Origin of the sequence: Novacetimonas hansenii JCM 7643 (genome assembly GCF_000964405.1) — a bacterium.
GTDB classification, from domain to species: domain Bacteria; phylum Pseudomonadota; class Alphaproteobacteria; order Acetobacterales; family Acetobacteraceae; genus Novacetimonas; species Novacetimonas hansenii.
Map to the genome: position 1 here is coordinate 1 of NZ_BANE01000179.1, position 10,181 is coordinate 10,181.

General features: G+C 60.6%; 11 protein-coding genes. 6 read left to right on the forward strand and 5 right to left on the reverse strand.

Annotation, left to right across the window (positions count from 1 at the left end; genetic code table 11):
* The first annotated feature begins 122 nt into the window (after nt 1-122).
* The 5 genes from folP to B7G66_RS12210 all read left to right on the forward strand — a co-directional run bounded on the left by folP (nt 123) and on the right by B7G66_RS12210 (nt 5,621).
* A complete protein-coding gene (folP, locus tag B7G66_RS12185; protein WP_003622124.1) occupies nt 123-1,175 on the forward strand; it encodes a dihydropteroate synthase in 1,053 nt (350 codons plus the stop codon).
* Between the two features lie 42 nt (nt 1,176-1,217).
* The gene (gene glmM, locus B7G66_RS12190; protein ID WP_040511108.1) at nt 1,218-2,576 is read left to right on the forward strand and encodes a phosphoglucosamine mutase; all 1,359 of its coding nucleotides are present in this window, start codon (nt 1,218-1,220) and stop codon (nt 2,574-2,576) included.
* 2 nt (nt 2,577-2,578) lie between these two features.
* Nucleotides 2,579-3,373 carry a bifunctional hydroxymethylpyrimidine kinase/phosphomethylpyrimidine kinase gene (gene thiD / locus B7G66_RS12195; RefSeq protein WP_003622128.1) on the forward strand — a complete coding sequence of 265 codons (795 nt, stop codon included), beginning with the start codon at nt 2,579-2,581 and terminating at the stop codon, nt 3,371-3,373.
* 472 nt (nt 3,374-3,845) lie between these two features.
* Complete coding sequence (locus B7G66_RS12200) at nt 3,846-4,616, forward strand: response regulator transcription factor (RefSeq protein WP_003622130.1); 771 nt, start codon at nt 3,846-3,848, stop codon at nt 4,614-4,616.
* 600 nt (nt 4,617-5,216) lie between these two features.
* Nucleotides 5,217-5,621, forward strand: a complete 405-nt coding sequence (locus B7G66_RS12210; protein ID WP_040512944.1) for a hypothetical protein — start codon at nt 5,217-5,219, stop codon at nt 5,619-5,621.
* Nucleotides 5,622-5,685: 64 nt separating this feature from the next.
* Here B7G66_RS12210 and B7G66_RS12215 read toward each other — a convergent pair whose 3' ends face one another.
* From B7G66_RS12215 to B7G66_RS12225, 4 genes are all read right to left on the reverse strand, one after another.
* Nucleotides 5,686-5,922 (reverse strand): hypothetical protein, encoded by a 237-nt coding sequence (locus tag B7G66_RS12215; protein ID WP_003622138.1) that lies wholly within the window; start codon nt 5,920-5,922, stop codon nt 5,686-5,688.
* 409 nt (nt 5,923-6,331) lie between these two features.
* On the reverse strand, nt 6,332-6,964 hold the full coding sequence (locus B7G66_RS12220; protein WP_225578767.1) for a hypothetical protein: 633 nt from the start codon (nt 6,962-6,964) through the stop codon (nt 6,332-6,334).
* Nucleotides 6,961-7,134: a hypothetical protein gene (locus B7G66_RS17895; protein ID WP_155734254.1), complete on the reverse strand. Its 174-nt coding sequence runs from the start codon at nt 7,132-7,134 to the stop codon at nt 6,961-6,963. The genes B7G66_RS12220 and B7G66_RS17895 overlap by 4 nt, the downstream gene beginning before the upstream one ends.
* A 6-nt stretch (nt 7,135-7,140) precedes the next feature.
* Nucleotides 7,141-7,833 (reverse strand): YfdX family protein, encoded by a 693-nt coding sequence (locus B7G66_RS12225; RefSeq protein WP_003622143.1) that lies wholly within the window; start codon nt 7,831-7,833, stop codon nt 7,141-7,143.
* Between the two features lie 441 nt (nt 7,834-8,274).
* Here B7G66_RS12225 and dinB point away from each other — a divergent pair, with 441 nt between their 5' ends.
* On the forward strand, nt 8,275-9,462 hold the full coding sequence (dinB, locus tag B7G66_RS12230; RefSeq protein ID WP_225578768.1) for a DNA polymerase IV: 1,188 nt from the start codon (nt 8,275-8,277) through the stop codon (nt 9,460-9,462).
* Here dinB and B7G66_RS12235 read toward each other — a convergent pair.
* Entirely contained in the window at nt 9,399-9,980 is a 582-nt protein-coding gene (locus tag B7G66_RS12235; protein ID WP_003622149.1) for a DUF1643 domain-containing protein, read from the reverse strand. The genes dinB and B7G66_RS12235 overlap by 64 nt on opposite strands.
* Nucleotides 9,981-10,181: the final 201 nt, after the last annotated feature.

The following is a 10,181-nucleotide window of genomic DNA, read 5'->3' on the forward strand; positions in this document are numbered from 1 at the left end:
AGGCGGCGTCTTCTGAAGCTTTTTAGAAAAAGATTCACCAAAAATCTTTATGATTTCAGTGTGTTATTGAGGCCGACTTTCAAACATCCTTATTGCGGCATACGAGACGGTAACGAATGGACATGACGGACGACAGGCTTCTTGAACCGCTGGGGCTGCTGTCGGGGCCGGCGGCGGCTGATGCGGTGCGCCTTGGCGTGGCGCGATGGCTGTGTGGCGGGCCGGTGGCCTTTACGCTTGCGCGGTTATGGCGCGGATATCGGGACATGGGGCTGGTGCGTGTGGATGCACTCCCGCCGGGATGGGATGATGTCCTGGCACGGGTCTGTGCCCCCCTGGGGGCGGCGGGCTTGCCGGATGGGGCGCGGGTGATGGGGATCGTCAATGTCACCCCTGACAGCTTCAGCGATGGCGGGCGGCATCTGGTGGTGGATCATGCGGTTGCCGCGGCGGTGGATATGCTGGCGCAGGGGGCGGTATTCCTTGATATCGGGGGGGAAAGCACACGCCCCGGTGCCGCGCGTGTTACCCCGGCGCAGGAATGGGACCGGATCGCCCCGGTCATTACCGCGTTGCGCAATGACGCGCGGACATGCAACGCCGTGATTTCGGTCGATACACGCCATGCACTGGTCATGGGTCATGCGCTGGCGGCGGGGGTGGACGCGATCAATGACGTATCTGCCCTGATGCACGACTCGGCGGCGGCGGCCGTGGTGGCGCATGCGGGCTGCCCGGTCATGCTGATGCATATGCGTGGCACGCCGGAGACGATGAACGATCATGCGACCTATACCGATGTCGCGGTGGATGTCGTGCGCGAACTGCGTGAACGTATTGACCATGCCGTGGCGGCGGGGGTGGCGCGTGGGCGCATCATGGTCGATCCGGGGATCGGCTTTGCCAAGACCGCGGCGCAGAACATGGAACTGCTGGCCCGGCTGCCATTGCTGGCCAATCTGGGGTGCCGTGTGGTGCTGGGTGTGTCGCGCAAGCGTTTCGTGGGGCAGGTGACGGGCGTGGTGGATGCTGCGTCGCGCGATCCGGGTAGCATGGCCGCCAGCCTGCCCGGGCTGGTATTCGCGAACACGATCCTGCGCGTTCATGACACAGGCACCATGATGCAGGGCCTGAAGATATGGCAGGGACTGGATTGCACGCAGCAGGTAAGGTAGGTCCATGCACACCAGTTCAAGCAGCCCGGGGATGGCGCAGGCATGACGAAGACAAGAAGACTGTTCGGGACCGATGGGATTCGGGGTACCGCCAACCAGGACCCGATGACGGTTGAAATCGCGCAGAAACTGGGTCAGGCCGCCGGCCTGCGTTTCATTCAGGGAACGCATCGTCACAGCGTGCTGCTGGGCAAGGATACGCGGCTGTCGGGTTATATGATCGAATGCGCACTGGTTTCCGGCTTTTTGTCGGCGGGGATGGATGTCACGCTGGTCGGTCCCATGCCCACGCCCGCGATTGCCATGCTGACGCGTTCGTTGCGCGCCGACCTTGGGGTCATGATTTCCGCCTCGCATAATCCTTATGGCGATAATGGCATCAAGCTGTTTGGCCCGGACGGGTTCAAGCTGTCTGATGAGGTCGAGGCAGAGATCGAGGAAACCATGCGTTCCGACCTCAGCGGACGTCTGGCCGCCCCCGATCAGATCGGGCGGGCCTCACGCCTTAATGACGCTGCGGGGCGGTATATCGAAAGTGCGAAATCCTCCTTCCCGCGTGGCCTGCGGCTTGATGGGTTGCGGATCGTCATTGATTGCGCCAATGGCGCGGCCTATCGCGTTGCGCCCACAGCGTTGTGGGAACTGGGGGCAGAGGTCATCCGCATTGGTTGTGACCCTGACGGGATCAACATCAACGAGGGCTGTGGCTCCACCCGGCCGGAGGCATTGTGCGCTGCGGTCACGCGCCATCGCGCCGATATCGGCATTGCGCTGGACGGGGATGCGGACCGGGTGCTGATCGCGGATGAGAAGGGACGCCTGATCGACGGGGATCAGATCCTTGCCCTGATCGCACGGTCATGGCTGAAGCAGGGGCGGCTTGCGGGGCGGCAGATCGTTGCGACCGTGATGTCGAATATGGGGCTGGAACGGTTCCTGTCCGAACTGGGGCTGGAACTGATCCGCACCGCCGTGGGCGATCGTTACGTCGTGGAGAAGATGCGCGAGCTTGGTGCGAACCTTGGCGGGGAGCAGTCGGGGCATATGCTGCTGTCGGATTTCGCCACCACGGGCGACGGCCTTGTCGCGGCGTTGCAGGTGCTGGCGGTGCTGGTGGAGGATGGACGTCCGGCAAGCGAGGTCTGCCGGATGTTCACGCCCTATCCGCAACTGCTGCGCAATGTGCGTTTTGCCGGGCGCAGCCCGTTGCAGGACCCCGCCATTGCCGAAGCCCGCCGCGCGGCAGAGGCGCTGCTGGGTGCGCGCGGGCGTCTTGTGCTGCGTGAAAGTGGGACCGAACCCCTGATCCGTGTGATGGTGGAAGCGCAGGATGAACCGTTGGTCCGCCAGGTGGTGGACGATATGTGTGCCGCTATCGCCGCTGTTCAGATGATGGCCTGACCATGCGGGGGCGCATCCTTGCCATCGCAGGCAGCGACAGCGGCGGCGGTGCGGGCATACAGGCGGACATCAAGGCGATCACCGCGCTGGATGGTTTCGCGATGACCGCCATTACCGCCCTGACCGCGCAGGACACGTGCGGCGTGCATGGTGTGTTGCCTGTCCCGCCGGATTTCGTCACCGCGCAGATGCGCTGCGTAATGGATGATATCGGTGTGGATGCGTTCAAGAGCGGGATGCTGGGCCATGACGGGGTCATAAACGCCGTGGCCGACATGATCGCAACCCGTCCGGATGTGCCCTATGTGCTGGACCCTGTGATGGTGGCAAAGGGCGGGGCCTCGCTGCTGCATGCTGCGGCGGTGTCCGCGCTGACGACCCGCCTGCTTCCGCTTGCGACCCTGTTGACCCCCAACCTGCCCGAAGCTGAGGTGCTGTTGGGCCGACCGGTGCGTGCGCATGGTGACATGCGGCGCGCGGCGTTGGACCTGCGTGACATGGGGGCGTGTGCGGTGCTGCTGAAGGGGGGGCATCTGCCGGGGGATGAACTGGTGGATGTGTTCGTGGATTCGGATGGAATGGTGGAAAGTTTTACCTCCACACGCGTACGGACCGCACATACCCACGGCACCGGATGCACGCTTGCCAGTGCCATCGCGGCGGGACTGGGGCAGGGAATGGCGTTACTTGCGGCCATTTCCCGTGCGCGCGCCTATCTTTATCGCGCCATCATGGCCGCGCCTGGCTATGGCCATGGGGCAGGTCCGGTCAACCACACAGTCGATATCACGACATAGTGATACAGGGGGCATGTGCCCCCTGTCATGACCTGTGATGTGACGGGACCATTCCCCTGTCCGGCGGCACCGTCATGACCATTGCAATACATGAAAAAGCAGGGGCGATAACCTGCGCGTGTATGCCTACAACCCGCGGTTACATGCCGTTTTCTTTACATTTATGCGCTAAGGAACCGGCTGGTCCGGGGTGGCAATGGCATGGATAATTCCCTGCCATCATGACCAACATTACACGCGAAACGTGTCATTTCTGGGGCGTGGCACCTGTCCGGTTGATGCACGATAAATAAATAAATTCCTGCTTTGATGGCAAATTATCGACATTAAATAGTATATTTCAGTCACACATAGGAACATATTCTCTTGATGAATGAGTGTGTGGTGGCTTATTCACAACCATGAGATTGTTTCATAAAAAAAATACACTTATAGGTAGTAACACATATTAACAAAAATATTGGTGGTCGATATGCGTGTTTTACTCGTTGAACCGGATAAGGCCATGATGGACAAGGAAGCCAGCCAGTTGCAGGCGGTTGGCTTCATGGTCGATCATGCGACCTCCGGGCATGATGCGATTGCGATGCTGAAACTGTATGACTACGACATTGCCGTCCTTGAACTCGGCCTGCCGGACATGGAAGGCCACGATGTCGTCCGGCGCTGCCGCGCGGCGCGGATCGCCACGCCGATCCTGATCCTGTCCGCGCAGGACAGCGCACAGGCCAAGGTGAAGGCGTTTTCAACCGGGGCGGATGATTATGTGACCCGCCCATATGATCCGATGGAACTGACGGCACGCATGCAGGCGGTCATCCGCCGGTCCAAGGGATATAGCGAGCCGACATTGCAGGCCGGGGCGCTGCGTCTTTCCCTCGACAGTCGTGACGTTTCGGTTAACGGACGGTCTGTTCACCTGACGGGCAAGGAATACATGATCCTTGAGCTGTTGCTGCTGCGCAAGGGCATGGTCCTGACGAAGGATGCGTTCCTCAATCACCTGTACGGCGGCATGGATGAGCCGGAGATGAAGATCATCGATGTCTTTATCTGCAAGCTGCGCAAGAAGCTGCAAAAGGCGGGCGGTGAAAACCTGATCACCACGGTCTGGGGGCAGGGTTACATGCTCAAGGACGATGCTGTCACCACGCTTCCCATGCCAGGCGCGGGCAAAGGGGAAATCGCACCCCATGTCGCGGCGCAGGCCACTGCACACAGCGTAGGCGGTTCCGTGGTCTGATCCTGACCTGATGATGGTCATGCGACGCACGTAACAGCATCGCCCCCAATGCTGTTGACCAGATGTCTGAACAACCCGTCATGAATTCCTTCATGGCGGGTTTTTCGTACCTGTTGCCATCGCGCCTGTTGCGGGCATGATGACGGTGACGTCTGGAATGATCCGGTGATAAAGCACCTGAAATCACGTGCACGCGCTTCCAGAACGTTGTGAACTTTGGACAATGCCTGCGTAATACGACATGTGCCGGTCGGCTTTTGGAAAAAATATGCGGGGCCATATGCTGGCCCCGCAAAGTTTAAAAGTGATAATTCGATATGCGATGCCCCCATCGCCCCTTAGATATCGCACGGGTTTTTTCGACCGGACATGAGATAGATCAAAGTCGATGAAAAATAATGTATCGACGTGCCGGGATCTGTCATCGCGCGGCAGGAACGTGATATTTTCCCCTGATGAACCATGCGTCATGTCCTGCATGGCATCCTGTTCGGCTTTGCCAGCGTTTCGGATCGGGAATATGAACGGGGTGGAACAAGGGGTATCTGGATGAAAACCAAGATCAGGACGAATCGGAATCTGTTGGCGGTCCCGGCATTCATGACCGTGGCGTGCCTGTCGCTTGCGGGATGTGAAAGCGTGCGTGACCAGATTGCCGATCGCGAAAACAGCCTCGCCGCCGCAGGGTTTGTCGCGCGCCCGGCGAATACGCCGCAGCGTCAGGAAATGCTGCAGAAGCTGCCACCGAACCGTTTCTTGCAAAAACCGTTCGGGGACCATGTCCTTTACATCTATTCCGATCCCAAGGTCTGCAACTGCCTGTATGTTGGCAACCAGGCTGCCTATGGCCGGTACCAGTCCTATGTCCAGGCGCAGAATCTGGCGGATCAGCAGCAGATGACCGCGGACATGTATGAAGATGCCTCCTGGAACTGGGGCATGTGGGGCTGGGGCGGTGGTGGCTGGGGCGGTGGCTGGGGTGGACCTGGCATGGGCATGTGGTGATGCCCGGTCCCGGCGCGCCCCGGTTCACGGGGCACCGGGGCAACCCCGCCATGCGCCCGGCGGGTTATTTCAGGCGATGGTCGGCATAGACGATCATCTGCCAGGCCTCCTGCGTGCCCAGCCGGTGGGGATGGGCATGGATGGGGGGCAGGAGCTGTCCCTCTGGTGTGGCGATTTCAAAACCGCATCCCACACACCGATAGATGCCCGAATGTGGTGCAGGCGTACGCGGATGATGCAATCGGTCGAATTCGGCGTCGGTCCACACCGTTAGGAATTGTGAAGACTGGTACAGCGCCATTCAGGTCTCCCTACGTTACGTCCTGGCGGATACGGCAGCACCCTGCCTGCGGGGGCATGGCGGTTCATTGAAACCGAATGTGCCACAGGTATAAATGTGCCAGAAGAATAACGGTTTGTCGCCATCGCTATGACCGGTCCTGCTATGGCCACCGATACGGGCGGGCATATCAGGGTATTTGAGTGGGAAAACCTGATACAGAATTGTAATCATACAGTTTTTTCGGGCTTGCCTTCATGCGTATCGAAGCGCACCTCCACAGGATTTCGATGTATCACTGGCGCACTGGTCTTGCAGGCCGTCGTCTAGGGCATTTCCACCGAAAACCGGTTCGGTGAAAATGCTCCGGTTTATTGTTTTTACAAGCATCTTCACCTGTTTGAAGGTACGCATTCAAACAGGATCTGCTCTAGTCATCCGAATGCAGGGTTGTGAACTGTTCGATATCGGAAATGACGATACCGTTCAGTCCCCCATGCGCCGCCACCCATTGGAATGCGTCGGGGTCGGTATCGAATGTCGGGTCGAAGTGGTCGCCATGCACCACGCCATAGGCCTGATAATACACATGGGGGGTGGCGGGGATATGATCCGCCGTCCATGTCCAGTCTTCCGACAGGACGGCCCGTGCCGTGACGCTGGCGCAGGGATGGGCGCGTGTCAGGGTGGCGGCAGTATCGATCATGATGGCGGCCTGTGGGCGGTGATAGCCGTTGTCGCCGCCAATATCTTCCATCTGCAACGCGCGCCTGCGCTGTTCCTCCGCCCGGGGCAGGCCCCGCCATCCATCGCCAAACGGGGCGGCATGGGCGCGGTCCAACGGGTCGTCCGCCGGGCCAAAGGCATGTCCGGCGTAATTGAAGACAGTGCCCGGCGGCACCGTGATCGAATCGAAATGTGGGGTATTGGGCGCGGGGTCCGATTCCGCAACGCGGCGATCAAAGCAGATGCGGATTTCGCCGCCCCATGCCGTATGCGGGTGCAGGGGCATCAGGCCGGTCATGATTCCAGCCATTCCTGCCATCAGGGCGAATCGTCTCATTGGCCTGTCCTGCGCAGGGCTGCGGCCCGGATCGTCTGCGCGGTAGGGCCGCAGCATATCCGACCAATGGCGTTATGCCCGTGTCCGCCCTGTGCGGTCCATCCTGCGCCCCATCCTGTACGGCCTGACCCGGCGACACCATGTTTGCGGTGCGCCGGGCTGGCTGTCATGGGGTGTTACTTGCTTTTTTTGGCCTTGCCGCCTGCCGGGGCGTCAGGTGTTTCGACCATGTCCTCGGTCACGAAACGGATCGAGTTCTGGGCATCGGCCAGAGCCGCGTCCGCGCCCTTTGTGTCCTTGCCCGCCAGCAGGTTGGTGGCGCGGTACACGTCATCGGCGCTGGCCTGCAGCGGTGCGATGGCAAGCACAAAGTCCACGTCAACAGCCGCAACCTGAAGGTTCTGGCTGGCCTGCGCGGTCTTGCCCTTGTTCAGGCTGGCATTGGCGGCGGTGATGGCCGTGCCCTTGGCCGAGGTCGGTTCAAGGTCTTCCGTCACGATATATTCGCCATCAACCGGCAGCCATGCGACGGGCTGCGTGTTCGGTGCGGTGGTCGGGACGGGCGCGCCAGCCGGAACCTTCTTGGGCTTGGAAAGCTGGGATTCCGCCTTCATGAAGACGCGGTTGTCGGTCTTGGCGCGGGTAAAGGCATTGTTGGCATCGGTCAGCAGCTTCGTCGCGCCTGCGGTATCGCCATTGGCCAGTGCGGTGCGGGCCATCGTGATATCGTCGAATGCACGGCTGCCGTCGATCGACAGCTTGGTAAAGTCGCGATTGACGGCGCGCGTGTTCGACGGCGTGGCGGAAGCAACGCCCGTAGCCGCACCCAGCATCAGCAGCGAGGCAGACAGAAGTCCGATTTTCTTCATTTCCATGACCCTCTGAAAATATTTGGCTGATATGATTACCCGCAAACCTTCGCAACAATAAGGGGCACATGCGCATCCCGGCTCCTCTTTCCTCGCATGTCATGCACGCGGCATCCCGCCATGGGATGGGAATGGGGGGCTGCATCGTCAAATCCGGTATGTCTTATGGTGCGGTGTGCGCTAGGATGGGGTGTTTCGTTCCGTATGGGAACGAAGACGACAGAACTTAAGGAAATCGACCCATGTCCGAATGTACGACAAAGTGCCCGTCCAAGTCCCCTTGCCTTAAGGGTATTCTGGCGCTTGGGGCCATTGCTGGCCTGGTCTTCTTCTTCGTCAAGAAAAAGAAGTGCAACGGCTGATTGTCAGTCATGTGGCGCGGCCGTGGCCCCTTTGGGCCGCGGTGCGCCACACCGGCGGGCATGTCCCCCGGATATGCCCATGACGGAGACGCCCATGACGGATGGCGCCACGCCGTGGGCAATACAGGCGCCGGACGTGCGGCGGATCATCCATGTGGATATGGATGCATTTTATGCCTCGGTGGAGCAGCGCGACAATCCCGCCCTGCGGGGCCGCCCGGTTGCCGTTGGTGGCGACAGGCTGCGTGGGGTCGTCGCCGCCGCAAGTTACGAGGCCAGGCGTTTTGGTGTGCGTTCGGCCATGCCATCGGTCATTGCGCGTCGCAAATGTCCCGAACTGGTGTTCGTGCCGCCACGCTTTGACGTCTATCGGGCGGTTTCGGCCCGGATACATCAGATTTTTGCCCGTTATACCCCCCTGATACAGCCGCTTTCCCTGGATGAGGCATATCTGGATGTGACGCATCCGTTACTGCCGCGTGGGTCGGCCACGGAAATTGCGCGTGAAATCCGTGCCACCATCCGTGCCGAAACCGGCCTGTGTGCCTCTGCCGGGGTGTCGTACAACAAATTCCTTGCCAAGCTGGCGTCCGACCATCGCAAGCCCGATGGCCTGTATGTCATTACCCCGCGCCATGGGGCGGAGTTCGTGGCGGATCTGCCCGTGGAACGGTTCCATGGCATTGGTCCGGCCACGGCGGCGCGGATGCATGCGTTGGGCATCCATACCGGGCGTGACCTGCGCGCCCGCACGCTGGAGGATCTGGCGCGACATTTTGGCAAGGTTGCCGCGTTTTACCATGGCGTGGCGCGGGGCGTGGACCATCGTCCCGTCGAATCCGATCGTCCGCGCAAGTCACTGGGGACGGAACGGACGTTTGAGCACGACCTGTACGAATGGTCCGACATGGCCGCGCCGATGACCGATATGTGCCAGCGCGTCTGGCATGGCTGCGAACGGCGTGACCTGACCGGGCGCACCGTGACGATCAAGATCAAATACAACGATTTCCGCCAGATCGTGCGTGCCAGTACCCTGATGCAGCCCGTGGCAACGGCACAGGAACTGTCGGCCCATGCGTTGGGGCTGCTGCGCGGGTGTTTCCCGCCCGAACGTGGCGTGCGGTTGCTGGGTGTGGTGGTGTCCACGCTGCTGCCGCGCGCGCAGGTGAAGGTGCAACAGCTTGCCCTTGCGCTGGGGCCTCAGTCGCCCGACAGCGTATCAATCGCGGGCAGTGGTGTCGGGCGCAGGTCCGCCGGCAGGTAAAGCGGGTGTTCGGGACGCCGGGCGCGGCTGCTCAGGCGCAGGGCATTCACCACGATTCCCGCATTTTGCAACATGCGCACCACATCGGTGCCGCGTGCGCGCAACGCCTGATGACGTGGGCATCCATATGCCGCAACCACCAGATCCGCCCTGTGGGCCATGTCATGCAGGTAATGATCGTTTTCCGGCCCCACCGGGTCCGCCACCTCCATCAGTCGCGTCTGGTCCGTGCAGCGATAGGCAAAGGTATTGCCCACGAAAATCGTCCCGTATCCCCATGCCCGTGCGTAACGCTGGCATTTGGCAACCGTTCGGTCGTCACCATCTTCCGTTGCGACGGAGGGATTCATCATCAGCCACATTACCGCCGGCAGCGCAGGGGCCCATGTGCGCGTCAGGGCATAGCGGTAGCATTTGCCCGGACCGCCATAGATGGCATGGCTGATGACGTCATCGGACAGGCGCAGCGGGCGCGAACTGCCGACATGGTGGGAGGGGGAGGGGAGCGTTTTTTTCATCACCGCCGTTTCATACGCCGCTTTTGTCCGTGGTGCATCCTTAACGGGCAGTTCGTGAAATAATGCCTCCCTGGCATCAAGGGGACAGCACGCAGCACGTGCAGGAAATGTGCGAATTTGCAGGAGTTTTCGGGGACAGTTTTTTTTTGAGAAGCTGTTTGAAAAGTCAGCCTCGATAACATACTGAAATCATAAAGGTTT

Excerpts from the sequence above, each read along its gene's own strand:
- B7G66_RS12215 (WP_003622138.1), bottom strand. The coding sequence starts at position 5,922 with ATGGCGCTGTACCAGTCTTCACAATTCCTAACGGTGTGGACCGACGCC.
- dinB (WP_225578768.1), top strand. The coding sequence starts at position 8,275 with ATGACGGAGACGCCCATGACGGATGGCGCCACGCCGTGGGCAATACAG.
- thiD (WP_003622128.1), top strand. The coding sequence starts at position 2,579 with ATGCGGGGGCGCATCCTTGCCATCGCAGGCAGCGACAGCGGCGGCGGT.
- B7G66_RS17895 (WP_155734254.1), bottom strand. The coding sequence starts at position 7,134 with ATGACAGCCAGCCCGGCGCACCGCAAACATGGTGTCGCCGGGTCAGGC.
- folP (WP_003622124.1), top strand. The coding sequence starts at position 123 with ATGACGGACGACAGGCTTCTTGAACCGCTGGGGCTGCTGTCGGGGCCG.
- B7G66_RS12235 (WP_003622149.1), bottom strand. The coding sequence starts at position 9,980 with ATGAAAAAAACGCTCCCCTCCCCCTCCCACCATGTCGGCAGTTCGCGC.
- B7G66_RS12200 (WP_003622130.1), top strand. The coding sequence starts at position 3,846 with ATGCGTGTTTTACTCGTTGAACCGGATAAGGCCATGATGGACAAGGAA.
- B7G66_RS12220 (WP_225578767.1), bottom strand. The coding sequence starts at position 6,964 with ATGAGACGATTCGCCCTGATGGCAGGAATGGCTGGAATCATGACCGGC.
- B7G66_RS12210 (WP_040512944.1), top strand. The coding sequence starts at position 5,217 with ATGACCGTGGCGTGCCTGTCGCTTGCGGGATGTGAAAGCGTGCGTGAC.
- glmM (WP_040511108.1), top strand. The coding sequence starts at position 1,218 with ATGACGAAGACAAGAAGACTGTTCGGGACCGATGGGATTCGGGGTACC.
- B7G66_RS12225 (WP_003622143.1), bottom strand. The coding sequence starts at position 7,833 with ATGAAGAAAATCGGACTTCTGTCTGCCTCGCTGCTGATGCTGGGTGCG.